Below are 23,476 nucleotides of genomic sequence, written 5' to 3'. Positions count from 1 at the left end.
GTCCTTGTCGGGCGTACACATGAGCGACGACACCCCCCTCGTCCTCGTCGTCGAGGATGAACGCGACCTGTCGGATCTCTACCGGACGTGGCTCGCCGGCTCGTACCGAGTTCGGACGGCGGAGGACGGCCGAGCGGCGCTCGACGAACTCGACGACGAGGTGGACGTCGTGTTGCTCGACCGCCGGATGCCCGACCTCTCGGGGGACGAAGTGCTCGACCGAATCCGCGAGCGCGGGTTCGACTGCCGGGTCGCGATGGTCACCGCCGTCGAACCCGACACCGACATCGTCGACATGGCGTTCGACGACTACCTCGTCAAGCCGGTGTCCGAGGAGGAACTCGTCCGGATGGTCGAGAACCTCCGAATCCGGGACGCGTACAGTGACGGCGTCAAACGCCTCTTTTCTCTCGCCTCGAAGAAGGCACTCCTCGAATCCGAGAAAGAGTCCAACGCGCTCGAGGCTAGCTCGGAGTATCGGCAGCTCTGTGCGGATCTGACCGACCTTCGCACCCAACTCGACGACAAACTCGCTCGACTCAGCGAGAGCGACGACCTCACCCTGATCTATCAGGACCTCGAACGCGACGACACGGACCGCAACGAGTAGCCGGACGGCCGGCCGTTTCGCTCTATCCCGCTCCCGTCCGCCGGTTCTTTTTCACCGACATTTTATGTCAGTGATCAACTGCTTTAATTGATTATATTTAATATCAGATATTCTCGAAAAATTATATTTTGTTGTCGCCCGACGGTCCAATTGCAATGTCCGAACGTGACAACGATTCAATGGTAACGGCCCTCGAAGAGCAGTCGGATTCCTACACCGCTGACGGCAACAGCAGCGGTATCTCCGGCCCCATGACCGCCGACGGCAACAGCAGCGGTATCTCCGGCCCCATGACCGCCGACGGCAACAGCTCCGGCATTTCAGGCCCCATGACCGCCGACGGCAACAGCTCCGGCATTTCAGGCCCCATGACCGCCGACGGCAACAGCAGCGGTATCTCCGGTCCCTAGAGCTTCGAGAAGTCTAGTTCGTCGCTCCAGACGAGCGAACCGTCGATTTTCACCGGTACCGTCTCCAGCGAAAGGAACTGCTGTAGCTCCTCGCGGGTCAAGTCGAACGTCCGAGCCTCGCCGGACCAGAGGTAATGTTCGTCCACGTCGTCGAGAAACGGCATCACGAGACTTCCCATCCCGAAGGAGGTAGAGGGGTGGCTCTGCCACTCCAGTTCGAACTCGTCGCCGCCGCGTCGCCGGACGACACAGACGTTCGGCGGGCCGCCGTCCGTGCGGGCGAGCGACAGGCTACTGTCACCGATGACGGTGTACTGGTCGCCGATGATCGAGTCGTCGCGAGCGACTTCGAGGGCGCTCCCGACGGTGAAGCCGCGGTCGAGCAAGCGGGCGAGCATCCGCCCCATCCGGACCGCACCGCTGTTGATCACGTCCGACAGCGTGACGATGCCGGCGATGGCGCCCGCGTCGATCAGCGCCGACCCCTGTTCGTACGACTGGCAGGCGTTGAGCAGGAAGGCGTCGGGACCGGCCGTCGTGAGCGTCGTCGCGTCGAGTTTGCCGTCCGCACACTCGAATCCCTCGCCGTCGATGTGACCGATGTAGTGGAGGAGGTCGGCGTCGACGGAGAGCACCTCGCGAAGCTCCGCCCGCGTCAGGTCGTGGTGGACGCGCACGTCGAAGGGGAGTTCCTCGCTGGAGGCGTACACCTCGTCGACCACGTCCCGTTCATCGGCCATGCGGGGGTCGTTACAGACCACCGTGATCCCGATGTCGCCGTCGGTGGGCGTCCGGTCGAGGCGGTTGTAGAAGGCGTTGGTCGTCGCCTTGCTGGCGCCGATGGGGGCGCCGTCGCCGATCCATGACTGTTCGAGCGAGTCCGTCGCCTCCGGCTGGACGTACGACCGGGCCGCCGCGTCCGCCGACGCGCTCCGGGTGAAGGAGGCGTCGCGGAAGAACTCGCTCGCGGCCGTCGTCTGCACTTCCGAACTCGGTTCGGGCTGGTCCTGTGGCGTCCGTACCACCGCGAGGTCGTTCGTGACGAACGGGAGGAGTTCGACGTTCTCCGGGGTGGGAGCGACGTGGGAGGTCATCCGCCACTCGGGGAGTTCGTCCTCGACGGTCCCGAAGGGGAGGGAGAGATACTCCTCGACCTGCGTCCGAAGCGGCTGGTCGTACAGCCACTCGAAATCCAGGTCGAGGTCGGCTTCGACCGCCTCCCGTTCGTGGAGGTCGACCGAGTAGTACCCCTCCGTCCGGGTCACACAGTCGAGGAAGAACGTCTGTTTGAGGACGCGTTCGACCTCCGTCTCGAACCCGCGAACCGTATCCAGATCGTGTTCGAAGCCGTCGTCGGTCACGAGTCGCGGTCGGTCGCCGGGCACCACGTCGGCCGCGAGATAGTACGCGAGCGGCGCCGCCACGTAGATCGATTCGTACTCCGGCGGGAGTTCGATCCTGATGCCCGTCTCCGGGGAGACGACACCGTCCGGCACCTCGAACCGATCGCCGAGTTCGACGAGCGGCGGGTGGCCCCGGAGCGTCGGATACGACCGCTCGGGCGACGTGGTCTTCAGCGCCGAGGAGAACTCCGACACCGCACCCATCACGTCGACGGGGTCCGCCGTCGTGGTGAGCGTCGCCGCCGGCCCCTCGTGGTGGGATCGAGCGCCCACACGCACCTCGCGAGCCCCGTCGAAGTCGATGTGGGTGCGCTCCACGTCCGAAGCGACGGTCACCGAACCGTCGACACGGAGGTAGATCTTGATCGGCCCACAGAGTTCGAGGCTGTAACTACCGGGCGGAAACTCCTCGTACGCGGAGTGATCAGTCTCGGCGAGCATATCGCCCGCCTCGTTTCTGACACAGACCGAGACGACCGTCGGGAGCGTGATCGCCGCGACATCGACCGCCACCGCGGCGTCGATGGGGAACTGGTGTCCGTCCGGATCGGCCGGTGTCGGGGCGACGGGGCAGTCGGTGAACAGGCGGAACTGGTTGCGCTCGATCAGATCCGACACGACCAGCCCCGTTCCGTCTTCGAGCACCGAAAACGACACTTCGAGGGCGTCACTCCCCGATTCGGAGGAGTCCCCGCGCGGCCGCTCGGTACGACTCATCGTGTGTGTAAGTCAGTCGTCGGTCACAAAAGGATATTGTTGTTTCACTGTCATTCCGACCGTCCCGACGGACGATCGATCGGCAGCCAATCGGACGTGAGCTCCCGATCCCGGAAGTGCCACCGTTGATCCAGGCTCTCGCCATCGATCCGGAGTTCGACCGTCGCGTCGAACAGCGGCCGAAACAGGCGGACGAGTTCGGAGTCGAACGGCCGTGGGAGCCGGAAGTGGACGAGTCCGGACACCGCGCGGGCCTGTGCCACGACGGCGTGCAGGAATCTGAACGCCGTCTCCCGGCCGTACGCCGACAGGAGCGTCGGCAGGCAGTCGAACGCCATCCGGAATTCGGCGGCGTCGAGGCCGCCCGCGAACAGGTCGAACTCCTCTATCACCTCGCCGATCGTGGTGCCGAGATCGCGGATCGATCCGTCGATCACGTGCGTTCGTGGTCTGGCCTGATCGAGCAACCGTTCGGTGGCCGCGGCGCTGCGTGCCTCCTCGCCGCGCGTGACGAGCCGGGCGTACTCCGAGGAGAGCGGTCCGGTCTCGCGGAGCCGACGGATCGCGCTCGATCGATTCGGTTCCGGCGTCACGACGAGACGCCGCCGCGGGGGGTCGGCGGACGGATCGCCCAGCATCGTCGCTGACGCGTCTGCGAACATCTCTTCGGGGACTGACCCCACGACGAGGAGCGCGCTACCCTGCTCTTTCAGCGTCGCCAGGGCGTGGGCGAAGCTGACGCCGTCGTCGTCGGGTCCCATCCCACCACCCGTAACCATCAACTCGACGAAGGGAACGGTCACAAATAATACTTCTTATCGCGGAATCACTGGTAATATTCCCACCGCGTCGTCATCGCTCGTCGAGGAACGCCTCGATCCGGTTCAGCGCCTCCTTCAACTCCGACATCCCGGTGGCGTAGGAGACCCGAAGGTGGCCGTACCCTTCCTCGCCGAAGACCCGGCCGGGCACCACCGCGACTCCCTGGTCGTGGAGGAGGTCCTCGGCGAACTGTTCGTCGTCGTACGGCGCCTCGGGGAAGGCATAGAAGGCGCCGGTCGCCTCGAAGCAGTCGAGTCCCATGTCCCGAAAGCGCGAGATGACGAAGCGCCGCCGGCGGTCGTACTGGGTGTGCATCTCCTCGACGTCGTCGTCACACGACTGCAGGGCTTCGAGGGCGGCGTACTGCGCCGTCGTCGGCGCCGAGAGCATCGTATACTGGTGGATGCGGTTCATCGCGTCGATTGCCTCGGGCGGGCCGAGGGCGTAGCCGAGGCGAAGCCCCGTCATGGCGTAGGCCTTCGAGAAGCCGTTGAAGACGACCGTTCGCTCGCGCATACCGGGTAGCGTCGATATCGAAGTGTGGTCGCCGTCGTAGGTGAGCGCCGCGTATATTTCGTCTGACAGCACCGTCAGATCGTGTTCCCGGGCGAACGTCGCAATCTCCGCGAGATCGCTCTCCGTGGCCGTCGCGCCCGTCGGGTTGTTCGGATAACAGAGCATCAGCACCTCGGCGTCGGCGGCCCCGGCCCGCTCCAGGTCGTCGTAGGTGAGCACGAAGTCGTTTTCCGCGCGCGTAGAGACGGGCAGTGGCTCGCCGCCGGAGAAGCGTACGCCGGGTCCGTAGGAGATGTACGCCGGCGACTGGACCGCCACGGTGTCGCCGGGGTCGACGATGGCCCGGAGCGCCAGGTCGACCGCCTCGCTCGCGCCCGTCGTCACCAGCACCTCCTCCTCGGGGCCGTAGTCGAGGTCGTACCGCGTGACGTGTTCGGAGATGGCGGTCCGGAGGTCGTACATCCCGCGATTCGTGGTGTAGGAGGTCCGCCCGCGCTCCAGGGAGTGGATAGCGGCGGTGCGGGCCTTCCACGGGGCGCTGAAATCCGGTTCGCCGACGCCCAGCGAGATGACGTCGTCCATCTCCTCGGCGAGTTCGAAGAACCGACGGATGCCGGAGGGCGGTGTCGACTCCGCGCGATCCGACAGCTTCATGGCGAAACCGACAGCCGGTCGTCGTCGTCGCGGTCGGTGAACTCGATACCTCGGTTCTTGTACGTGTTCATCACGAAGTGCGTCACCGTCTGTGTCACCTCCGGAATCGGCGCGATCTGTTCGGAGACGAACATGGAGACGGCGCGCATCGACTCGGCCTCGACGGTCACGTCGAAGTCGTAGTCGCCGGAGACGAGATGCAGGGCCGTCACCTCGTCGAACTTCGTGATCCGTCGGGCAACCTGCGCGTACTTCGTGTCACGGTCGAGTTCGAGGTTCAGTTCGACCTCGGCGGTGACGTGGTCCTCGTCGACCTTGCTCCAGTCGACGACGGCTTGGTAGCCGACTATGGAGCCCTCGGCTTCGAGTTCGTCGAGCATCTCCTCGACTTCGGCCTGCGACCGGCCGAGCTGACGCGCCATCGTCTCCGTGTCCTCGCGGGCGTCCTCCAGCAGCAAGTCGACCAGTTCGCGTTTCGCGTCCATACCTCGGGGTCGGGGGCCTGCCTAAAAGGGTTTGTCTACGCGTCAGTATCAATGTGAAACGTTGATGATATTTTGCCCCTCGACGCGCCGCCGATCCCCAATCCCGTCGCCGGCGGCCGGCGAAAGACCGATAGGTAGCGACGCCGACGTGCCGATATGGCCCTCTCGGACGCCTTTCTCACGCCGCTGGGGTTGGTCGCCCTGCTGGCCGTGGTCCCCATCGTCGTCCTCTATCTCGTCCAGCCCGACCCCCGCCGAATCGAACTCCCCACCCTCCGGTTCCTGCTCGACGACGACGAGCGGGACGCGTCGAACCCCCTGCTCGAACGGCTTCGTCGCAGTCTCCTCCTCCTCTTGCAGTTGCTCGTCGTCGTCGGCCTCGCCGTCGCACTCGCCGGCCCCTACGTCTCCGTCTCCGAGAGTCAGACCGTCGAGGAGACGGTCATCGTCCTCGACGGTAGCGCGAGCATGGGCGTCGAAACCGACGGTGGTACGCGCTTTTCGGCCGCCGTCGCCGCCGCCCGTGAGGTGACGACCGGAACCAACGCCGTCGTCTTCGCCGGCGCTGAGAGCCGGATCGCCCTCCGCTCCGGCGGCGGCGACGAAGTCGACGCCACGCTCGACGGCCTCGCCGTCGTCGACGCGCCGACCGACCTCGGCGCCGCCATCTCACAGGCGGCCTCCATCGCCGGCGAGAACGCCCGGATCGTCGTCCTCAGCGACTTCGCGGACGACGCGGGCTGGACCGACGCCGTCCGCTCCGCTCGCGCCCGCGACCTACAGGTCGACCTCCGGCAGTTCGCGGGCGGCGGGACGGCGAACGTCGGCATCGTCGACCGCGCGTTCTCCGGGCGCAACGTCACGCTGTCGGTGAAGAACTTCGGGACCGAGGGGGTCACCCGGTCGGTGACGCTCGGAAACCAGCGCCGGTCCGTCTCGCTCGGTCCCGGCGCCCTCGAACGCGTGTCCTTTACCGTCCCGGCGGGCGGCGGACGGGCGGAACTGAACCCCGGCGACGACTTCCCCACCGACGACGCGGCGTATCTGGCCGCCCCCGCCGATCCGACGGTCGACGTGCTCCTCCTGACCAACGATCGGAACCGATATCTCACGACCGCCCTCTCCGTCGTCGACGAGGTGCGTCTCACCGTCGATCAGCCGCCGACGACCGTCGAGGGCGACTACGACGTGATCCTCTACAGCAACCTCGACCCAGAGCGCCTCCTCCGGGGCAACGTCGAAGCCGGCCGTGACCTGCTCGAAGCGGGTGGCGGCGTCGGCGTCCTCGCGCAGTCGTCGCCGCCGGCTCTCCTCGGCGACCTCCTCTTGCTCTCGCCGTCCGGCGTCGGCACCAACCCCTCGCTCGGCCCGGTGGCGACGGACGACCTCACCCGCGGCATCGACTTCCCGCCGCCGGAGCGGTACCTTCGGGGCTCGCTCGACGCCGGCACGGCCCTCGTCCAGACCCGCAACGGGACGCCGGTCGTGGCGACCCAGCAACGCGGCCCGGGCCGTGTCCTCTACTACGGCTACGTCGTGAACGACGATCCGTTCCGGTTCAACTACCAGTATCCCGTCTTCTGGAAGCGAGCGACGTTCTACCTCGCGGGACGCGATCCGCTTCCGACGCTGAACCGCGAGACCGGCGGCCGCCTCCAGTTCGCGAACGAGACGCGGGTGGGGACGCCCGACGGCACCGTCTCAGCCCGCGTCGTCCCGCTCGACCGAACGGGCTTTTACGCCACGGAGACCCGCCGGATCGGCGTCTCGCTCTACAGCGAGGCCGAATCCGACGTGGCCGCCGAACCGCTCGAGAGTCGGAGCGAGGGGACCGGCGTCACCACGCGGCAAGAGGAGCGACGGGTGCCCCGGCCGCTGACGCCCTTCGTCGCCCTCGCGGCCCTGCTGGTCGCCGTGGGCGAAATCGCCTACCTTCGCCGGCGGGGTGATCTCTGATGTTGCCACTCGCCATCCGGACGACGCTCTCGGACGGCACCGTGATCGGGCTCGAACGCCCGGAACTGGTCGTGGCGCTGCCCGTCGTGGCCGTCCTGTTCGTCCTCCTGGTCCGCTACCGGGCGACGGGGACGGCCTCGAAGCGGAGCCGTCGCCTCCTGCTCGCGTCGCGGGTCGTCGTCACGACGCTGATCGTCGTCGCCGCCGCCGGCCCCTTCAGCGTCGTCACGATGGAGACCCAGGGCGACCCGACCGTCTCCCTCCTCGTCGACCGCTCGGACAGCACGACCGTCTCGCCCGACGTGGCCGAGAGCCTGTCGACGGCCATCGAGGACCAGGGCGTCCCGGTCACCACCTCGACCATCGCCCAGGGGACGGACTCCCGGATCGGCGACGGCATCGCCGCCAACCTCCGCGAGAACGGCTCGGTCGTCGTCGTCTCCGACGGACAGGTGACGGGCGGGCAGAGCCTGACCGAGACGGCGGAGTTCGCCCGCTCGCTCAACGCCACCATCAGCACCGTCAGGACCGAGCCGAGCCGCACCGAACGGTACGTGACCCTCGCCGGGCCGAGCAAGGCCAGCGTCGGCGTCGAGAGCCGGTTCCTGGTGGAAGTACAGGGGGTACAGGTCGACACCCCGACCGAGGTGACCGTCTCCGTCGACGGCGAGACGGTGACGACCGAACGGCTCGACAACGGGACCGGAAGCGTCCCCGTGAGCTACACGTTCGAGGAGACGGGGGGTCACGAGGTCACGGCCGAAATCGACGGCAGCGACGCCTACCCGATCAACGACCGGGCGCTGAAGACCGTCCGCGTCGTCGATCAGCCGCGAATCCTCTACGTCACCCGCGGCAACTACGCCCTGCAGTCGTACCTGGAACGGCTGTACGACGTGGAGACGGCGTCGTCGGTTCCCGACGACCTGTCGCCGTACTACGCGGTCGTGGTGCAGAACGTCGCCGCGGGTGACCTCGGAAACGTCGACGAACTCCAGCGGTTCGTCATCGACGGCGGCGGCCTCCTGATGGTCGGCGGGCAGAACAGCTTCGAGAACGGTGGGTACGCCAACTCCTCTATCGCCGCGGCGCTTCCGGTGACGTTCGGGGAGTCGGCGCCCGGCAGCGCCCGGATCGTCATGCTGATCGACGTCTCCGGGAGCGCGGGGTCGGGGATGCGGATTCAGAAGGCCATCGCGCTCGACGCCCTCTCGCAACTCGACGACGACAACACCGTCGGCGTCGTCGGCTTCAACTACCAGGCCTACAGCGTCGTCGAACCGGCGCCGCTGAGCCGGAACCGCGAGACGGTGGCGGACAGCATCCGGCGCCTGCAGGCCGGCGGCGCGACGAGCATCGCCAACGGCCTGCGGGGCGCGGCTGAGAGGCTCGCCGGCCAGCGCGGGACGATCATCCTCGTCAGCGACGGCGGCGACACTGAGAGCCCGTCGGCGGTGGTCGCCGACGCCCTCGGCCGGCAGGGCGTCCGCGTCGTCGCCGTCGGCGCCGGACGGCAGGTCAACGAGGGCGTCCTCCGTCGGATCGCCGAGGAGTCCGGGGGTAACTACTTCCGCGCCGACGAGACGGATCGGCTTCGCCTCCTGTTCGGCGGGGGGAGCCGACAGTTCCAGGGCGAGGGGCTGACGATCGTCGACTCCGGGAACTTCATCACCAGCGGCGTGACCCTGGAGTCGAACCCCGGGCGGGTCAACGACGTGTCGATTCGCCCCGGGGCGAACTTCCTCGTCGCCGCCCCGGACGGCACGCCGGCCGTCGCCTCGTGGCGCTACGGCCTCGGCCGAGTCGCCACCATCACCGCCTACGGACCGGACGGGGGACTGGACGGCCTGCTCCAGCAACCCGACTCCCTGCTGGTCACGAAGTCGGTCAACTACGCCATCGGCGACCCAGAGCGCAAGGCAACCGGCGTGACCGACGTGGCGGACACCCGGGTCGGCGAGCCGACGACGGTCATCTACCGCGGCGAGAGCCCGCCGAGCGACACCGACCTCCCCTTCACCGCCGTCGACGAGGGCGTCTACCGGGCGCAGGTGACGCCCACGAGCGTCGGCTTCAAGCGCGTCGTGGGGGCGACGTACGCCGCGAACTACCCCGCCGAGTACGCCGGGTTCGGCACGTCGTCGGCGCTTGCCAACGCCGTGCGGGCGACTGGCGGCCGACAGTTCGATCGCGGGCAAGCGGCCGAAATCGCCGCGTTCGCCCGCCAGCAGGCGACGCGCGTCCGCGACGTGCGTCAGACGTGGGACTGGGCTTTCCTTCTCGCCGGCCTCCTCCTCTTCGTGACGGAGGTTGTCGTCCGGCGGCTTCAAGTGTACAACGGGCGTACACGGAGCGAGAGTGGTCTCCCATGAGCCTCATCGGTCGCTCGATTAACCTCGCGCTCGCCCTCCTCATCTGCGTGTCCGTCGCGGGCACCGCCGGGGCGACCCTGTTCTATCAGGAATCGGTCGAGGAACTCGACACCCAAAACAGCCAGCTTCGCCAGCAGAACGAACAGCTCCGCGAAGACCTCCAGTCGACGCGAAGCGACCTACAGACCGCCCGCCAGCGGCTCCGGGAGCTAAACCAGACCCTCGACACCACCCGGAGCGACGTGAGCCAGGTCTCCGAGAACCTCGAAGAGACCGAAAGCCAACTGGACTCGACACAGCAGGAACTCGCGTCGACACGTGAGAACCTGCAGGCCGCCCGCCAGCAGGTCCAGAGCCTCGAAAGCCGCGTCGACACGCTCCAGGATCGGAACAGCGAGCTTCGCTCCGAGGTCAGCGATCTGGAGTCGACCAATCAGGACCTCCGCGAGGAGCGCGACCAGTTACAACAGGACGTCGAGGAGTTGAACGACGAAATCTCGCAACTGGAGTCCGACATCTCGAGCCTGCGGTCGGAGAACGAACGGCTGCGCCGCGAGAACGGAAACCTTCGCGACGCGCTCGCGAACGCGTGTCGTGCGCTCAACGCCAGCGAGCGGCCCCAGGGGTGTCAGTTAGCCTGACCATGTCCGCAACGGCGACACCGGGCGGTTCCGACGCCGGTGACGACGAACCCGACCGGCCAACGGAGGAGCGCAAGATCCGCCGCGCGCTCGTCCAGATCCGACGCGAGGGCTGGAAAGTGGCCGCCATCTACGCCGTGATCGACGCGACGCTCGCGACGCTCGTCGTGAACCTCGCCGCGACGGTGGCTGGCGGCGTCCCGCGGCTCCCAGCCCGGCTTCCCATCCCGCGGGCGCTCCTGCGGTTCCTGCGCGAGACGGCCGGCGTGACTCTCGCCGAGCCGACGGTGTCGAGCGCGGCGGTCGTCGGCGTCGCCGTCGGCCTCGTCGTCTTCGTCGCCGACGTGGTCCTGCGGGTGCACCGCCCCCTCGTCGAGCAGTTCGAGGCGGCCAATCCCGCTCTCCAGGAGTCGCTTCGGACCGCACGGGACGCCGTCCGCGCCGACCGGCACTCCCGGATGGCCCGCCGGCTCTACGAGAGCGTGCTCGCCGACCTCGAGCGGGCGTCGAGCCTCGGCCTCCTCGACCTCCGGCGAGTCGCGGTGACGGTCCTCCTGATCACCGCGGTGAGCGTCGCGACCATCCAGGTGGCCGTCGTCGACATTTCGCTCGGCGGCCTCGGCGGGTCGGAGTCGGGCGTCCAGACCGGCGGTACCGACCCCGACTACACCGGCCTCCAGGACGGCTCGGCGATCCTCGGCGACCCCGAGGACGTGCCGGAAGGATCGGAGGACCTGAACGCGACCATCGACACCAGCGGGTCGGGAAGCGGCGACGGCACCGACGCGGAGTCGGCGGCGTCCTACGAGGATAGCGGTTTCGCCGGGCCGGAGACCGTCGAGAGCCAGCGCGCGGGCTTTAGCGAGCGCGAACAGCTCGAAGACGCGGAGCTGATCCGCGAATACAACCTGCGGATTCGGGAGGAGACCGACAACGAATGAGCGAACCCACGACGGACATCGATCGGTTACAGCAGCGACTCGCCGACGTCCGCAAGGAAGTCGGCAAACGTATCATCGGCCAGACGGAGGTGCTGGAAGGCCTCCTCGTCTGTATCCTCGCGGACGGCAACGCCCTGCTCGAAAGCAATCCGGGGCTCGGCAAGACCACGATGGTCCGCACCGTCGCCGACGTGACCGACCTCGACTTCTCGCGGGTACAGAACACGCCCGACCTGATGCCCTCAGACATCACGGGGACGGAGATCATCCGCGAGGCCGGCGGCGAACGCGAGTTCGTCTTCGAGAGAGGCCCCATCTTCGCGAACGTCGTCCTCGCCGACGAGATCAACCGGGCGACGCCGAAAACCCAGGCGGCCCTGCTCGAAGCAATGCAGGAAAAACAGGTGACCGCGGCGGGCGAGACGTACGACCTGCCGCGGCCCTTCTTCGTCCTCGCGACCCAGAACCCGATCGACCAGGAGGGGACCTACCCGCTCCCCGAGGCCCAGACCGACCGCTTCCTGATCAAACTCGTCCTCGATTACCCGTCCTACGAGGAGGAACGCGACATCGTCGACCTCTACACCGGCGGCGGATCGGGGTCGACGCCCCCGGTCGAGAAAGTGCTCACGCGCGAGGAGATCAAGGAGATCCAGTCGCTGGTTCGGGAGGTGCCCATCGCCGACGACGTGCGCGACCGGGCGATCCGACTGGTTCGGGCGACCCGCGAGGCCGAGACGGTCGAGTTCGGCGCCAGTCCCCGCGCCAGCATGGGCCTCGTCCTCACCGCGAAGGCGCGGGCGTTCATGCGAGGGCGGAATCACGTCTCGTGGGAGGACGTGGCGGCGATGGCGGCGCCGGTGCTCCGGCACCGCATCCTCCTCGACTTCCGCGCGGAGCGTGAGGGCCTCTCGACGGACGAGGTGATCGCCGATCTCGTCGACGAGATATGACGATCGATCCCGACTTTCTCGACGAACTCGATCGCTTCGAGGCGTCGTTGAACCAGCAGACGACGGCGATCAAGAAGGGCGAACAGGAGTCGCCGAGCGTCGGCGAGGGACTCACGTTCAGCGACTACCGGCGCTACTCCCCCGGCGACGACACCCGCCTCATCGACTGGCGGCTCTACGCCCGCACGGAGGAGTTTTTTATCAAGCAGTTCGAGGAGGAGCGTAACCTCACCGTCCACGTCCTACTCGACGCGAGCGCGTCGATGGATTTCGGCACGGATGAGGAACACAAGTTCGAGTTCGGCGCGAAGTTGGGACTCGGCTACGCCTACCTCACCGCGGAGGAGCACAACGACTTCCGGTTTTCCTGCTTCCGGGAGCGGACCGAGCGCATCGACACCGGGAAGTCGACGCGGGGGGAGGTGCTGGCGCTCGTCGACCGACTCAACGAGACGACGCCCGACGGCGAGGCCGACTTCGAGTCGGCGCTGTCGACGTACGCGGCGTCGATCCGGTCGCGCTCGCTGGTCGTCGTCGTCACCGACTGTATCGGCGACCTCGACGGGTTGGAAACGGGACTGGCGTCGCTCGCGCGCAACGAGGTGGTCCTGATTCAGCCCCTCTCGCCGGACGAACTCGACCCCGAAACCGGCGGCGACACCATCTTCGAGGACCTCGAATCAGACCTGACGCGGCGGACGTACTTCGGCGGCCGTCTCGCCCAGCAGTACCGCAGTCGCGTCGACGAGTTCGTCGACGACGTGGAAGACCGGGCCCAGGACCTCCGGATCACGCACACCCTCGTCGCGACCGACCAGGACTTTTTCGACGCCTTCTCGTCGGTCTGGATTGGCTAGCGTTTTGACCCCGGCCGCCCTACGCCGACGGGATGCCGTACGACGCGCTCGTCGACCGCCTGGCCGACGGCCTCGACCCCGTCGCCGTCGGCGCCTTCCCCGACGGGAGCGTCGACGACTACTACCGGCTCCGTGAGGGCGACGAGACGGTCACCTCGCGGGCGTCCTTCGCCGACGCGGTCACGGCGGGACGGGACTCCTTTACGTTCGACCACGTCGTGACCGACGCCGGCGGACAGGCAGTCAACGCGGCGCGACAGGCGGCGGCGCTCGGCGACGACGTCTCCCTCGCCGGCCACCTCGACCACCCCGTCTTCGAGTTCGACTTCGAGACGGCCTCGATGGGCGACCCCGCCCGCGTCCGGGTCTGTCTCTTCGAGGCCGACGACGTGATGTTCGTCGAGGAGTCGGCGGACCTCGCCGACTGGGCGTTCGCGGACTTGCGCGCCGCCGTCGACATCGACGCCTTCCTCGAACGCGACGCGCTCTGCTGTACCAACTGGGCGTCCGTACCGGGACTGGGCGCGGCGCTCCGTGAGGTGGCGGCGTACGACCCCGACGGCGGCGTCTGCTGTGTCGACCCCGGCCCCCTCTCGACGGCGCAGGCCGGCAACCTGCTCGCGGCACTCGAACCGCTGGGGGGCGCCTACGACGTAGTCGTGAGCGTAAACGACGACGAAGCGCGGGCGCTGGCCGCGGCGGCGGGGCGCGAGGGATCGGCGACCGACGCCGAGGTACTCGATGACCTCCGGGGAGCCGCGGACGCGACGGGCGTCGTCGTCCACGGGGCCGACGCCGCCGTCGCGTCGACGCCGACGGGGTACGTCCGGGTACCCACCCTCGACGTGTCGCGTGGGATGACGGAGACGGGGGCCGGGGATCGCTTCAGCGCCGGCCTCGCCCGGTCGCTGGCGGCAGGGTGGGACTGGGACCTCGCCGTCGCGATGGGCAACGCCTGCGCCGCCCACTACGTCGCCGGCCAGGGCACCGGCAGTGTCGACGCCTTGCGGGCACACGTCGGCGCCCACCGGCCGTAATCGAAACCCTATACTGTTGTCCGGCCGGGGCCTCCGTATGGGATATCTGCAGTGGTCGGTGCTCGCGCTGCTGGCGTACTCGGCGGTCGCACCGCTCGTTGGCTTCGCGACGACCGGCGATCCGAAGATCCCGAGTTTCGTCGCCGCGTTCATCACGAACGGGCTCCTCCTCGTCGCGACCATCGGTGTCGTCCTCTACGATGGCCAGTCGGTGCTGACGTATCTCGGCCACCCCAAGGCGCCGTATCTCTACCTCGCCGGCGTCTTCCTCGCGGTGGGCATCCTCGCGTACTACCGCGCGCTCTCGCTCGGCCCCGTCAGCGCCGTCGTCCCCATCTTCGGCACCTTCCTCGTCATCAGCTCCGTCGTCGGTATCGTCTTCCTGAACGAGTCGCTCACGCTCCGGAAAGTGGCTGGTATCGGCTGTGCGATGCTCGGCATCTACCTCGTCTCGGTGTAGTCCCCAACGGTTTTGTGTCGGTTCGCCGAACGGTCGGGCGTGACCCGAATCGGGTCCCTCCCCGAAACGTGGCGATACGGCCTGGTCGGTGGCCTCCCCGCACTCTATCTGCTGGCCGACGCGCTCGGCTCCGTTTCCGGCGTCGACGGCCCGGCGTGGTTCCGGGCCGTCGCGGGCGGGGTGGGCGTCGTCGCGTCGCTACTTTTCACCCTGCTGGCGTTCGCACTGGCCGCGGTGGTCGGCGCCGTCGGCGTCGCCCTCGGTGACTGGCTGTCGAAAAAGACCGGCCGACGCCGCTCGGCGACGGTGGACTGATAGTGTTTATTGTAACTGTTTACCGGTGGTTCGACAGAGCGAGTCGGCGAACCACCGGTACTGATTTACAATGATCAGTATGAGACCGTCCCGATGGACGGCGTGCCGTACGTCGTTGCCGGCGGGGAGTATTTTACCGTCGCGGTGTTACCGGGCGTATGGCACTACAGGAGTCCGATTCCGAACTCGAACTCGGCGACCCAGCCCCCGATTTCGAACTGCCGGGCGTCGACGGCGAGACGTACACACTCGATTCCTTCGACGCCGACGCCCTGCTGGTCGTGTTCACCTGTAATCACTGCCCGTACGCCCAAGCGAAGTTCGACCTGTTGAACGACATCGCGACCGAGGACGGCGTGGCCGTGGTCGGCATCAACGCCAACGACGCCGAGGCGTATCCCGAGGACTCGTTCGAGAAGATGCGGGACGCAGTCGAGGAGGGCAGCGTCGCCTACGACGCCTACCTCCGCGACGGGACGGCCGACGTGGCTCGCGCATACGGCGCCGTCTGCACGCCCGACCCCTTCCTCTTTCGGCGCGAGGGCGACGAATACCGGCTGGCGTATCACGGCCGCCTCGACGACGCCCTCGGCCCGGACGAGGAAGCGACGGAGTTCTACGTCCGCCAGGCTATCGACAGCGTGCACGCTGGCGAGGACGTGACCCTCGACCCCGGCCCATCCCGTGGCTGTGGGATCAAGTGGCCGTAGGGGCGAACGGTTCAGAAGGGTCGACCACGTAGGGAGCGTATGCAAGACACCGACACGAAACCCGTCCGCGTCGAGACGGCCGCCGAACTCGACGCCCTGATCGACGATCACGAGCATCTCCTCGTCGAACTCGTCACCGACGGCTGTGGCCTCTGCGCCGCGATGGAGCCGGTACTGGGCGTCGTCGCGACGGAGACGGGCGTGCCGGTCGTGGTAATAAACCCCCGCGATGACCCCGTTCTGATCGAGCGCTTCGACGTGCGGAGCGTCCCGACGCTCGTCCGGTTCGAGGACGGCGAGGCGGTCGACCGGCTGTCCGAGGGGTTCGTCGGAGCGGAGCGGCTGATCGAGTTCCTGAGCTAACGGTCCGCCCGCGCTTCGAGCGCCTCACGGGCGTTCGCGACGGCCGACTCGCGTTTCGCGGGGTAGGCTTCGACCTTCGCACGAAGGGTGATGCCGTCGCCCTGGCGTGGTTCGCCGCGGAAAGCGGCCTGTTTGTCGAGGGTGAGATACAGCGAACAGTCCTCGGACACTCGGTCGTCGAGTTCGTCGAGGAAGGTGTCGTAGTCGGGAAGCTCGACCAGACGGTCGAGGACGACCCGCACGTCGTCGGCGTTCTCCAGCCGCGCCGAGAGGACGACGATTCGGTCGCCGTGGTGTCCCGTCGTCACCTGACGCTCTAGTTCGCACTCCTCGGGGAGGTAGGTTCGAAGGGCGGCTTCGACGCGTTTCTCGTCCTCGGTGTCGTAACAGAAGGTGCGGAGGTCGACGTAATGAAAGGGGACACTCGACATGCGGGCGGTGATGACGTTACTCGTCGTCGCCCTCGGCGGCTTCGAGGGCGTCCTCGGGGACGCCGGTCTCCTGGCCGTCCTCGAAGCTGATCGTGTACGTGGCGTCGCCGAACATCGTCTCCATCACCTGGGTGATCGTCCCCGTCTCGCCGTCGTACTCGCTGTGTTTGTCGTGGAGCACGACCGCATCGTCTTTCTCGAAGCTCATGATCCGTCGTTTCGCCGGCGCATATTTAAGCGCGCTGATTCGGGGGAACGCAGGCCCACGGCTGTGACCTCCTCCTCGCCGTAAACGGCGAAGCTTCCCACGGCACCGCGCCGCTGAGTTGGGATATTTGCTAGTTGACGACTTGTCGGTATGACAAACAGATGGCGGGGCCACACCGCCGTTCTCCTATCCCCGGAAGGGGGACTCGGAGTTATCTTGCTAACCGAGACACCACAGCGGTTCGAGATGGTGTCTCGAACATTCTGGTTCTCGGAGTCCCGATATTGTCCGATTAGTACGGCGGGTGTGCCGCCTCGGTGTACGCTGTGCTACGTCACGACACCAATTAAATATCCGGATTAGCGTCAGCACGTAGTTTGTCGAGGAGTTGTCGGATTCACGCCCGCCCTGAACGGCGGGATTCTCTCTCACAAAAAGATAAGTCCGGCAGGGGCCACGTGGACGTATGGAGCGAACACGGCGCGCGTATCTCGCCGCAACGGCGGGCGTCGGCCTCGGTGCGACAGCCGGCTGTCTCGGCGGCGGCAGCAGCGGTGCGAACGGCTGTACGATCGAAGACGAACCGACGGTGAGCGAACTGCCGGCACCGACGCTCGGATCGAGCGACGCCGGCGTGACGGTCATGGCATTCGAGGACTTCGCCTGCCCCCACTGTGCGACCTACAGCCTGGAGGTGTTCCCACGGCTTCGCTCGGAGTACGTCGATCCGGGCGTCGTAAACTACGAGTTCCACGACTTCCCACTCCCCGTCGACGAGACGTGGTCGTGGCAGGCCGCGAGCGCCGCCCGCGGCGTGCAAGACGAGACGGACGACGCGACCTTCTTCGAGTACGCCCACGCGCTCTTCGAGAATCAGGGAAGCTTCTCGCCGGGACTGATCACGGATTTGGCGAACGACGTTGGGGCACCGGGGTGTGCGATTCAGGCCGATGCCGTCAACGAGACGTACCGGCCGGTGGTCGAGGCCGACCGCCAGCGGGCCGTCGACCTCGGGGCGCAGGGCACGCCCGCCGTCTACGTCGACGGCCGGCCGGTCTCCCCCACGTACGATTCCATCGCGTCAGCCATCGAGAACGCGTAGCGCCACGGCGCCTTCGACGCCCGAACCAAGCGGCACTTATTTATCGGCGCCCAATCCGAATCCGATGAGCGACGATTCGGACGGTGGACCGACGCTCGGCCGCCGACACCTCCTCGCCGGACTGGTCGGCACCGGCCTCGTGAGTGCCGGGGTGGTGGGCAGCGGCGTCGTCGACGTCGGAGTGAGCAGCGGGGGCGCCAAGGGGGCCGGCGACGATACCGATCGTCTCCCGATCGATGTGACGACTCTCGACGCCGTCGGATCGACCGCCGGCATCGCCGCGGTGCCGGTGCCGGAGACGCCGACCGTGATCGACTGTTTCGCGACGTGGTGTGGCCCCTGTGTCGAGCAGATGGACGCGCTCGGGACGGTCTACGACCGGTATGGCGACCGCGCGGCGTTCGTCTCCGTCACCAACGAGCGCTTCGGTGGGGGGCTCGGCCCCGACGACGTGCGGGCGTGGTGGCGCGACCACGACGGCCGCTGGACACTCGGCCACGACCCCGAGGGCGACCTGCTGGCGGCCCTCGGCGCGACCGGCCTCCCCTACCTCGCCGTGACCGACGGGGCGGGATCGATCGTCTGGACCCACGGGGGCGTCGCGTCCGTCGAGACGCTGGACCGGGAGATCACGTCGGTCCTCCGATGATCGAGACGGCCTTCGCCGGCACCGTCACCTTCGCGGTCGGCGCCGGTCTCGCCACCTTCTTCGCACCCTGTGCCTACCCGCTGCTCCCGGGGTACGTGGGCTACGCGCTCCAGGAGGAGGGGACGGGGCTTGGCGGGGCGACGCTTCGCGGCCTCGCGGCCTCCGCCGGCGCCGTCGTCGTTCTCGCGGCCCTCGGGGGGCTGCTTCTCGCCGTCGGCGGTCGACTCGCCAGCCGGCTGCCGCTGCTCGAACCGGTGGTGGGCGCCGTGCTCGTCGTCCTCGGCGTCCTCGTACTGGCCGATCGGGCGCCGACGCTCCACCTCCGTCTCCCGGAGCGCCGGTCGTCGGTGGCTGGCGCCGCCGTCTTCGGCGGCGGCTACGCCCTCGCTGCCGCGGGCTGTGTCGTCCCCGTCGTGCTCGGCGTGTTCACACAGGCGCTCACGCTCGCGCCGCCGCAGGCGGCCGTCGCCCTCGGAAGCTACGCGGCGGCGACGGCGCTCCCGCTGACCGGCGTGACGCTCCTCGCGGCCGTCGGTAACGACGCGCTCCGGGCGTGGAGCGCGCGCGTGGGAACGGTACAGCGCCTCGCCGGCGCTGTCATGATCCTGGCCGGGGTGGCCCAGATCGTCGCCTCGTTCCGATATCTCGGCGTCGTGTGACCGGGACCGGTGGCAGTCGGCTACAATTCGACGGCCGGACCAGACGCGCTTTGAGCGTCGAGTTCCTGCAGCCGATATGAACCGACGCACGTATGTCGGGACGCTGGGTGCGGCGGCGCTCGGCGCAGCCGCCGGCTGTCTCGGCGGCGGTGATCCGAACACGACGCTCGGCGAACCGGACCGACCCGAGGGACTCACGAGCGAGGCGCTGGCCTACCCCGCGTGGGGCGAGCGGGTGCCCGACGTGACGCTTCCGGATCCGCTGACGGGGGAGCGAGTCGACCTGCGCGGCGTGGATCGACCGGCGCTCGTGAGCTTCTTTTACTCCAACTGCATGAGCGTCTGCCCGCGGCTCATCTCCGCGCTCCGCGAGGTGCAGATCCACAGCGTCGAGAACGGGTACGCCGACGAGGTGGGCTTTTACCCCATCACGTTCGACCCGCAACGCGACACCGCGGGGACCTTACGCGAGTACGCCGAGACGATGAACGTCGACCTGTCGGCCGGCAACTGGCATTTCCTCCGCCCCGACGGCCGTGACCGGGCGAAGGCCGTCCTCGAAGAGGAGTTCGGGTTCAAGTTCCAGCGAAACGAACCGGAGGACGGCGGGAAGTACATGTTCACTCACATCGGCCTCGTCCTCCTCGTGAACGCCGACGGCTACGTCGAGCGCGCGTATCGCGGGCAGGAGGGGACGGAAGGCCGGTATATCGAGGATCTGGAGACGGTTCGATCGGGCGGGGGCTTCCTCTAGTCGTGCCCGGAGACGGGAACGGGTTCGTACGGCTCCTCTAGGAACTCGACGTCGCTCTCCGACAGGCCGATGAGTTCCATCGCGTCCGCCTCGTCCAGCACCCAATCGCGCCAGTCGCTCGTCCCGATGCTCATACAGCCCAGACAGAGGCGGGAAACCTCCACCCCGGTGTCTCCGAGGGTGGTGTACTCCATACCGGCAGGTGACCGTGGGGTGATAAAAAGCTACGGCGCATCGGCCCACACCGTTTTGCTCGCCCGCTCCCAACGCCGACCATGACCGTCTGGCTCCTCGGCGACCAACTCCACCCCGAACACCACGTCCTCGACGGCGCGGATCGGGTGTTGCTGATCGAGGCGGCCGACTTCGCCGACCGGCGCCCGTACCACCCCCAGAAACTCGGCCTCGTCTTCGCGGCGATGCGCCACGCCCGCGACGCCCTTCGCGAGGCGGGTTACGACGTGGAGTACCGCCGCGCCGACAGCTTCGGCGACGCCCTCGACGCTCACTTCGAGGCGTCGCCGGGCGACGAACTCCGCCTCATGTGTCCGCCGAGCGACGGCGCCGCGGCGCGCCTGCGCGAACTCGTCGAGTCCCGGGGCGGATCGCTGACGCTCGTCGACGACGACCGATTTCTGTGTTCGCCCGACGCGTTCGACGAGTGGCACGGCGACGACTCCTTCCGCCACGAGAACTTCTACCGTTGGCTCCGCCGACGCGAGGGCATCTTGATGAACGGCGACGACCCCGTGGGCGGCCAGTGGAACTTCGACGAGTCGAACCGCGAGACGCCGCCCGACGACTGGTCGCCGCCACCGGTGCCGCGCTACGACCCCGACGAACTGACCCGAGAGACGCTCGACTGGGTCGCGGAGCGGTTCGACACGTGGGGTGCCCCCGAGGGGTTCGCGTGGCCCGTCACGCGCGACGAGGCGCTCGACGCCCTCGATCACTTCGTCACCCACCGCCTCCCCGAGTTCGGCCCGTATCAGGACGCGATAGTCGGCGGCGAGTCCACGCTCGCTCACTCCCTGCTCTCGTCGTCGCTGAACCTCGGGCTGTTGAAGCCACGGGAGGCCATCGACGCCGCCGTCGGGGCGTGGGAGCGGGACGACGCCCCGATCGAGAGCGTCGAGGGCTTCGTCCGGCAGGTGCTCGGCTGGCGGGAGTTCATGCGTCACGTCTACCGACGGACGATGCCCGAGTTGGTCGAGGGCGACCTGCTCGACCGCTCGCGTGCCCTTCCCCCGCTCTACTACGACGGCGAGACGCGGATGCGGTGTCTGGACGAGGCCGTCTCCCACGTCTACGACCACGGCTACGCCCACCACATCGAGCGCCTGATGGTTCTCTCGAACTTCGCGACGCTTTTCGGCGCCGATCCGGGGGAGTTGAACGAGTGGTTCCACTTCGGGTTCGTCGACGCCTACCACTGGGTGACGACGCCGAACGTCCTCGGAATGGGGACGTTCGCCACCGACGCCTTCACTTCGAAGCCCTACGTCTCGTCGGGCAACTACGTCGACAGGATGAGCGACCACTGCGCGGCCTGTCCGTACGACGTGAACGCGACGACGGGCGCGGACGCCTGCCCGTTCAACGCGCTCTACTGGGACTTCCTGGACGAACACGAGGAGACGCTTCGGGGGACGGGACGGATGGGGCTGATGTACAGCCACGCCGACCGGAAAGACGAGGCGGAGTGGACGGCCATCCGCGAACGGGCCGCGCGACTGCGCGAACGGGCCGCCGAGGGATCGCTGTAGCTCGGGGCGTCGAGAAAAGTGAACCCGTCGTTGTTGCGTCGCTACCGACCGCCCGAGCCGAGACTCGGATCGGTCCTACAGCCGCTGGAGGTTGGTCGCTCGTGGGCCCTTGTCGGCCTGTTCGATGTCGAACTCCACCTCCTGCCCTTCTTCTAGGTCCGGACCACCGATGTCTTCCATGTGGAAGAAGACGTCTTCGTCCGAATCTTCAGTCTCGATGAACCCGTAACCGCCAGTGTCGTTAAAGAACGCAACCGTACCTGTCGCCATTGCGTCCACTACGACGAAAAGGAGAGTCATAAGGTTTCCGGGCGTTTCGGCGAAATCGCCCGTTTGTGAATAATTGATCAGTATATATCTAATCTCGACAGCGACGTTCTAGTCGTCCCGTCCGAGCGTGTGAAACTCCGCGTTCGGTCGCATATCCGCGAAGCTCGCCAGCCGGTTGCTGAGGTTGAAAAACGCCGTTATAGCGCCGATATCCCAGATTTCGCGCTCGGAGTAGCCGGCCTCGGCGAGGGCGTCGAGGTCCGCCTCCGTCACCTCCCAGGGGCGCTCGGTGAGTGTCACCGCCACGTCGAGCATGAGCAGTCGCTCGTCGCTCACGTCCGCAGTCCGGTAGTTGGCGACGAGCTGGTCGGCGAGGTGTGGGTCGTCGGCGTAGATGCGCACGAGTGCGCCGTGAGCGACGTTGCAGTAGTAACAGTGGTTGACACCCGAGACGGCGACGACGATCATCTCCACCTCCTCGCGGTCGAGTTCGGTTTCCTCGACGAGGGCGTCGTGGTAGTCGACGAACGCGCGGAACTGTGCGGGCGCGTACGCCAGGGCGGCGAAGACGTTGGGCGTAAAGCCCGCACGCTCCGTCTCCGCGTCGATCCGTTCCCGCAGGTCGTCCGGCAGATCGTCGTAGTCGGGCACCGGGAAGCGGCGCATCGCGTCGTCGTTCATACGTCGGCCACGGCGCCCGGAACCAAAAACTCACACCACCCGCAGGGCAGCGACGCCCGCGGCCGCCGTTGCACACACCCCGACCGCGAGGAGGGCGTAGTTGGCGAGCGTGTTGTCGGCGCGGGTGAGATAGACGGAGAAGTCCCGGCCGGAGAGCGGCCACAGGAACGGAACGCCGGCGGGCGTGAGCGCGTCGGCGAGGAGGTGCGCGAGAATCCCGAGCGTTCCGATCCCGAAGCCGAAGGCGATCAGAGTCGTCCGGCCGCCGCCGAGGACGGCCGCGAGGCCGGCGCCCGCACCGGCGCCGACGGCGCCGACGAGGAGGGCAAAGGCGAGGGTGTGGGTGGGACCGCGGTGGGAGATGCCGGGGAGCCGGTGGTCCACGTCGGGGAGCGTCGACAGCCAGAGCATCGCGCCGCCGCCGACGAACGCGAGGTCGGGCCGGCCCAGCCAGAGGAGTGCGAAACCGACCGGCGCGAACACGAGCAGGGAGACGCCCCAGTGACCACGGCGATACATACCGCGTCGTGAGCGGGGCACGAACCAGAACCTTTCGGCCGGAGGATGGAGTCGCCTCCGTGAGCCAGTCCACGCCCGATCACAAGACGGCGTGCAAATCGCTCCGGACGCCATTATATAGGGGTTATCGTAACTGTCCATAGATTCTCGCCGGACCGTCCCGGCGAGAATCTCTGATAACTTCCGATAACGCCTATAGTTATCGCCGTCGGGCG

The 23,476-nt window shown here is 67.6% G+C and carries 27 protein-coding genes and 1 pseudogene; 18 read left to right on the top strand and 10 right to left on the bottom strand.

Annotation, left to right across the window (positions count from 1 at the left end):
- Positions 1-19: 19 nt before the first annotated feature.
- On the top strand, positions 20-610 hold the full coding sequence (locus tag HALNA_RS09410) for a response regulator (protein ID WP_049936125.1): 591 nt from the start codon (positions 20-22) through the stop codon (positions 608-610).
- A 155-nt stretch (positions 611-765) separates the two neighbouring features.
- A complete protein-coding gene (locus HALNA_RS09405; protein WP_049936124.1) occupies positions 766-1,020 on the top strand; it encodes a hypothetical protein in 255 nt (84 codons plus the stop codon).
- Here the strand turns inward: HALNA_RS09405 and HALNA_RS09400 are convergent.
- The 4 genes from HALNA_RS09400 to HALNA_RS09385 all read right to left on the bottom strand — a co-directional run bounded on the left by HALNA_RS09400 (position 1,017) and on the right by HALNA_RS09385 (position 5,617).
- Positions 1,017-3,140 carry a hypothetical protein gene (locus HALNA_RS09400; protein ID WP_049936123.1) on the bottom strand — a complete coding sequence of 708 codons (2,124 nt, stop codon included), beginning with the start codon at positions 3,138-3,140 and terminating at the stop codon, positions 1,017-1,019. The two genes, HALNA_RS09405 and HALNA_RS09400, sit on opposite strands and share 4 nt — an antisense overlap.
- Before the next feature lie 50 nt (positions 3,141-3,190).
- On the bottom strand, positions 3,191-3,919 hold the full coding sequence (locus HALNA_RS09395) for a DUF7504 family protein (RefSeq protein WP_084510147.1): 729 nt from the start codon (positions 3,917-3,919) through the stop codon (positions 3,191-3,193).
- Positions 3,920-3,992: 73 nt separating this feature from the next.
- On the bottom strand, positions 3,993-5,132 hold the full coding sequence (locus HALNA_RS09390; protein WP_049936121.1) for a pyridoxal phosphate-dependent aminotransferase: 1,140 nt from the start codon (positions 5,130-5,132) through the stop codon (positions 3,993-3,995).
- Positions 5,129-5,617 carry an Lrp/AsnC family transcriptional regulator gene (locus HALNA_RS09385; protein WP_049936120.1) on the bottom strand — a complete coding sequence of 163 codons (489 nt, stop codon included), beginning with the start codon at positions 5,615-5,617 and terminating at the stop codon, positions 5,129-5,131. The genes HALNA_RS09390 and HALNA_RS09385 overlap by 4 nt, the downstream gene beginning before the upstream one ends.
- Before the next feature lie 156 nt (positions 5,618-5,773).
- Here HALNA_RS09385 and HALNA_RS09380 point away from each other — a divergent pair, with 156 nt between their 5' ends.
- The 11 genes from HALNA_RS09380 (at position 5,774) to HALNA_RS09330 (ending at position 16,222) form a co-directional block, all read left to right on the top strand.
- Complete coding sequence (locus HALNA_RS09380) at positions 5,774-7,573, top strand: vWA domain-containing protein (RefSeq protein WP_049936119.1); 1,800 nt, start codon at positions 5,774-5,776, stop codon at positions 7,571-7,573.
- Positions 7,573-9,945 (top strand): vWA domain-containing protein, encoded by a 2,373-nt coding sequence (locus tag HALNA_RS09375; RefSeq protein ID WP_049936118.1) that lies wholly within the window; start codon positions 7,573-7,575, stop codon positions 9,943-9,945. The genes HALNA_RS09380 and HALNA_RS09375 overlap by 1 nt, the downstream gene beginning before the upstream one ends.
- Complete coding sequence (locus HALNA_RS09370) at positions 9,942-10,586, top strand: chromosome partitioning protein (RefSeq protein ID WP_049936117.1); 645 nt, start codon at positions 9,942-9,944, stop codon at positions 10,584-10,586. Before HALNA_RS09375 ends, HALNA_RS09370 begins: the two co-directional genes overlap by 4 nt.
- Before the next feature lie 2 nt (positions 10,587-10,588).
- On the top strand, positions 10,589-11,527 hold the full coding sequence (locus HALNA_RS09365) for a DUF7502 family protein (RefSeq protein ID WP_049936116.1): 939 nt from the start codon (positions 10,589-10,591) through the stop codon (positions 11,525-11,527).
- Positions 11,524-12,480: an AAA family ATPase gene (locus HALNA_RS09360; protein ID WP_049936115.1), complete on the top strand. Its 957-nt coding sequence runs from the start codon at positions 11,524-11,526 to the stop codon at positions 12,478-12,480. The genes HALNA_RS09365 and HALNA_RS09360 overlap by 4 nt, the downstream gene beginning before the upstream one ends.
- Positions 12,477-13,337 carry a DUF58 domain-containing protein gene (locus tag HALNA_RS09355; RefSeq protein ID WP_049936114.1) on the top strand — a complete coding sequence of 287 codons (861 nt, stop codon included), beginning with the start codon at positions 12,477-12,479 and terminating at the stop codon, positions 13,335-13,337. Before HALNA_RS09360 ends, HALNA_RS09355 begins: the two co-directional genes overlap by 4 nt.
- Positions 13,338-13,369: 32 nt before the next feature.
- Positions 13,370-14,374: a PfkB family carbohydrate kinase gene (locus HALNA_RS09350; RefSeq protein WP_049936113.1), complete on the top strand. Its 1,005-nt coding sequence runs from the start codon at positions 13,370-13,372 to the stop codon at positions 14,372-14,374.
- A 37-nt stretch (positions 14,375-14,411) separates the two neighbouring features.
- The gene (locus HALNA_RS09345; protein ID WP_049936112.1) at positions 14,412-14,834 is read left to right on the top strand and encodes an EamA family transporter; all 423 of its coding nucleotides are present in this window, start codon (positions 14,412-14,414) and stop codon (positions 14,832-14,834) included.
- A 39-nt stretch (positions 14,835-14,873) separates the two neighbouring features.
- On the top strand, positions 14,874-15,149 hold the full coding sequence (locus HALNA_RS09340) for a hypothetical protein (RefSeq protein ID WP_049936111.1): 276 nt from the start codon (positions 14,874-14,876) through the stop codon (positions 15,147-15,149).
- A 158-nt stretch (positions 15,150-15,307) separates the two neighbouring features.
- Complete coding sequence (locus tag HALNA_RS09335; RefSeq protein WP_049936110.1) at positions 15,308-15,859, top strand: thioredoxin family protein; 552 nt, start codon at positions 15,308-15,310, stop codon at positions 15,857-15,859.
- A gap of 39 nt (positions 15,860-15,898) precedes the next feature.
- Positions 15,899-16,222: a thioredoxin family protein gene (locus HALNA_RS09330; protein ID WP_049936109.1), complete on the top strand. Its 324-nt coding sequence runs from the start codon at positions 15,899-15,901 to the stop codon at positions 16,220-16,222.
- Here HALNA_RS09330 and HALNA_RS09325 read toward each other — a convergent pair.
- Positions 16,219-16,653, bottom strand: a complete 435-nt coding sequence (locus HALNA_RS09325) for an RNA-binding protein (RefSeq protein WP_049936108.1) — start codon at positions 16,651-16,653, stop codon at positions 16,219-16,221. The genes HALNA_RS09330 and HALNA_RS09325 overlap by 4 nt on opposite strands.
- Before the next feature lie 16 nt (positions 16,654-16,669).
- The gene (locus tag HALNA_RS09320; protein WP_049936107.1) at positions 16,670-16,861 is read right to left on the bottom strand and encodes a hypothetical protein; all 192 of its coding nucleotides are present in this window, start codon (positions 16,859-16,861) and stop codon (positions 16,670-16,672) included.
- 466 nt (positions 16,862-17,327) lie between these two features.
- Between HALNA_RS09320 and HALNA_RS09315 the strand changes: the two genes are divergently transcribed.
- The 4 genes from HALNA_RS09315 (at position 17,328) to HALNA_RS09300 (ending at position 20,025) form a co-directional block, all read left to right on the top strand.
- On the top strand, positions 17,328-17,963 hold the full coding sequence (locus HALNA_RS09315) for a thioredoxin domain-containing protein (protein ID WP_049936106.1): 636 nt from the start codon (positions 17,328-17,330) through the stop codon (positions 17,961-17,963).
- 64 nt (positions 17,964-18,027) lie between these two features.
- On the top strand, positions 18,028-18,612 hold the full coding sequence (locus HALNA_RS09310) for a TlpA family protein disulfide reductase (RefSeq protein ID WP_049936105.1): 585 nt from the start codon (positions 18,028-18,030) through the stop codon (positions 18,610-18,612).
- Positions 18,609-19,271, top strand: coding sequence for a cytochrome c biogenesis protein CcdA (locus HALNA_RS09305; RefSeq protein WP_049936104.1), 663 nt, complete (start codon positions 18,609-18,611; stop codon positions 19,269-19,271). Before HALNA_RS09310 ends, HALNA_RS09305 begins: the two co-directional genes overlap by 4 nt.
- A 76-nt stretch (positions 19,272-19,347) precedes the next feature.
- Positions 19,348-20,025 carry an SCO family protein gene (locus tag HALNA_RS09300; RefSeq protein WP_049936103.1) on the top strand — a complete coding sequence of 226 codons (678 nt, stop codon included), beginning with the start codon at positions 19,348-19,350 and terminating at the stop codon, positions 20,023-20,025.
- 68 nt (positions 20,026-20,093) lie between these two features.
- Here the strand turns inward: HALNA_RS09300 and HALNA_RS19955 are convergent.
- A pseudogene (locus tag HALNA_RS19955) lies at positions 20,094-20,219 on the bottom strand (aldo/keto reductase); the annotation flags it as partial.
- An 81-nt stretch (positions 20,220-20,300) separates the two neighbouring features.
- Between HALNA_RS19955 and HALNA_RS09290 the strand changes: the two are divergent.
- Positions 20,301-21,791, top strand: coding sequence for a cryptochrome/photolyase family protein (locus HALNA_RS09290; protein WP_049936101.1), 1,491 nt, complete (start codon positions 20,301-20,303; stop codon positions 21,789-21,791).
- 75 nt (positions 21,792-21,866) lie between these two features.
- Here HALNA_RS09290 and HALNA_RS09285 read toward each other — a convergent pair whose 3' ends face one another.
- From HALNA_RS09285 to HALNA_RS09275, 3 genes are all read right to left on the bottom strand, one after another.
- The gene (locus tag HALNA_RS09285) at positions 21,867-22,061 is read right to left on the bottom strand and encodes a cold-shock protein (RefSeq protein ID WP_049938024.1); all 195 of its coding nucleotides are present in this window, start codon (positions 22,059-22,061) and stop codon (positions 21,867-21,869) included.
- A 108-nt stretch (positions 22,062-22,169) separates the two neighbouring features.
- A complete protein-coding gene (locus HALNA_RS09280; protein WP_049936100.1) occupies positions 22,170-22,742 on the bottom strand; it encodes a peroxidase-related enzyme in 573 nt (190 codons plus the stop codon).
- Between the two features lie 30 nt (positions 22,743-22,772).
- Positions 22,773-23,261 (bottom strand): metal-dependent hydrolase, encoded by a 489-nt coding sequence (locus HALNA_RS09275; protein ID WP_049936099.1) that lies wholly within the window; start codon positions 23,259-23,261, stop codon positions 22,773-22,775.
- Between the last annotated feature and the right edge of the window lie 215 nt (positions 23,262-23,476).

Source organism: Haloplanus natans DSM 17983, assembly GCF_000427685.1.
GTDB classification, from domain to species: Archaea; Halobacteriota; Halobacteria; order Halobacteriales; family Haloferacaceae; genus Haloplanus; species Haloplanus natans.
Note: the sequence above shows the minus strand (reverse complement) of the source record. Positions and strands in the feature narration are given on the sequence as shown.

Coding starts and splice junctions, on each gene's coding strand:
- HALNA_RS09410 (WP_049936125.1), top strand. CDS start 20: ATGAGCGACGACACCCCCCTCGTCCTCGTCGTCGAGGATGAACGCGAC.
- HALNA_RS09405 (WP_049936124.1), top strand. CDS start 766: ATGTCCGAACGTGACAACGATTCAATGGTAACGGCCCTCGAAGAGCAG.
- HALNA_RS09400 (WP_049936123.1), bottom strand. CDS start 3,140: ATGAGTCGTACCGAGCGGCCGCGCGGGGACTCCTCCGAATCGGGGAGT.
- HALNA_RS09395 (WP_084510147.1), bottom strand. CDS start 3,919: ATGGTTACGGGTGGTGGGATGGGACCCGACGACGACGGCGTCAGCTTC.
- HALNA_RS09390 (WP_049936121.1), bottom strand. CDS start 5,132: ATGAAGCTGTCGGATCGCGCGGAGTCGACACCGCCCTCCGGCATCCGT.
- HALNA_RS09385 (WP_049936120.1), bottom strand. CDS start 5,617: ATGGACGCGAAACGCGAACTGGTCGACTTGCTGCTGGAGGACGCCCGC.
- HALNA_RS09380 (WP_049936119.1), top strand. CDS start 5,774: ATGGCCCTCTCGGACGCCTTTCTCACGCCGCTGGGGTTGGTCGCCCTG.
- HALNA_RS09375 (WP_049936118.1), top strand. CDS start 7,573: ATGTTGCCACTCGCCATCCGGACGACGCTCTCGGACGGCACCGTGATC.
- HALNA_RS09370 (WP_049936117.1), top strand. CDS start 9,942: ATGAGCCTCATCGGTCGCTCGATTAACCTCGCGCTCGCCCTCCTCATC.
- HALNA_RS09365 (WP_049936116.1), top strand. CDS start 10,589: ATGTCCGCAACGGCGACACCGGGCGGTTCCGACGCCGGTGACGACGAA.
- HALNA_RS09360 (WP_049936115.1), top strand. CDS start 11,524: ATGAGCGAACCCACGACGGACATCGATCGGTTACAGCAGCGACTCGCC.
- HALNA_RS09355 (WP_049936114.1), top strand. CDS start 12,477: ATGACGATCGATCCCGACTTTCTCGACGAACTCGATCGCTTCGAGGCG.
- HALNA_RS09350 (WP_049936113.1), top strand. CDS start 13,370: ATGCCGTACGACGCGCTCGTCGACCGCCTGGCCGACGGCCTCGACCCC.
- HALNA_RS09345 (WP_049936112.1), top strand. CDS start 14,412: ATGGGATATCTGCAGTGGTCGGTGCTCGCGCTGCTGGCGTACTCGGCG.
- HALNA_RS09335 (WP_049936110.1), top strand. CDS start 15,308: ATGGCACTACAGGAGTCCGATTCCGAACTCGAACTCGGCGACCCAGCC.
- HALNA_RS09330 (WP_049936109.1), top strand. CDS start 15,899: ATGCAAGACACCGACACGAAACCCGTCCGCGTCGAGACGGCCGCCGAA.
- HALNA_RS09325 (WP_049936108.1), bottom strand. CDS start 16,653: ATGTCGAGTGTCCCCTTTCATTACGTCGACCTCCGCACCTTCTGTTAC.
- HALNA_RS09320 (WP_049936107.1), bottom strand. CDS start 16,861: ATGAGCTTCGAGAAAGACGATGCGGTCGTGCTCCACGACAAACACAGC.
- HALNA_RS09315 (WP_049936106.1), top strand. CDS start 17,328: ATGGAGCGAACACGGCGCGCGTATCTCGCCGCAACGGCGGGCGTCGGC.
- HALNA_RS09310 (WP_049936105.1), top strand. CDS start 18,028: ATGAGCGACGATTCGGACGGTGGACCGACGCTCGGCCGCCGACACCTC.
- HALNA_RS09305 (WP_049936104.1), top strand. CDS start 18,609: ATGATCGAGACGGCCTTCGCCGGCACCGTCACCTTCGCGGTCGGCGCC.
- HALNA_RS09300 (WP_049936103.1), top strand. CDS start 19,348: ATGAACCGACGCACGTATGTCGGGACGCTGGGTGCGGCGGCGCTCGGC.
- HALNA_RS09290 (WP_049936101.1), top strand. CDS start 20,301: ATGACCGTCTGGCTCCTCGGCGACCAACTCCACCCCGAACACCACGTC.
- HALNA_RS09285 (WP_049938024.1), bottom strand. CDS start 22,061: ATGGCGACAGGTACGGTTGCGTTCTTTAACGACACTGGCGGTTACGGG.
- HALNA_RS09280 (WP_049936100.1), bottom strand. CDS start 22,742: ATGAACGACGACGCGATGCGCCGCTTCCCGGTGCCCGACTACGACGAT.
- HALNA_RS09275 (WP_049936099.1), bottom strand. CDS start 23,261: ATGTATCGCCGTGGTCACTGGGGCGTCTCCCTGCTCGTGTTCGCGCCG.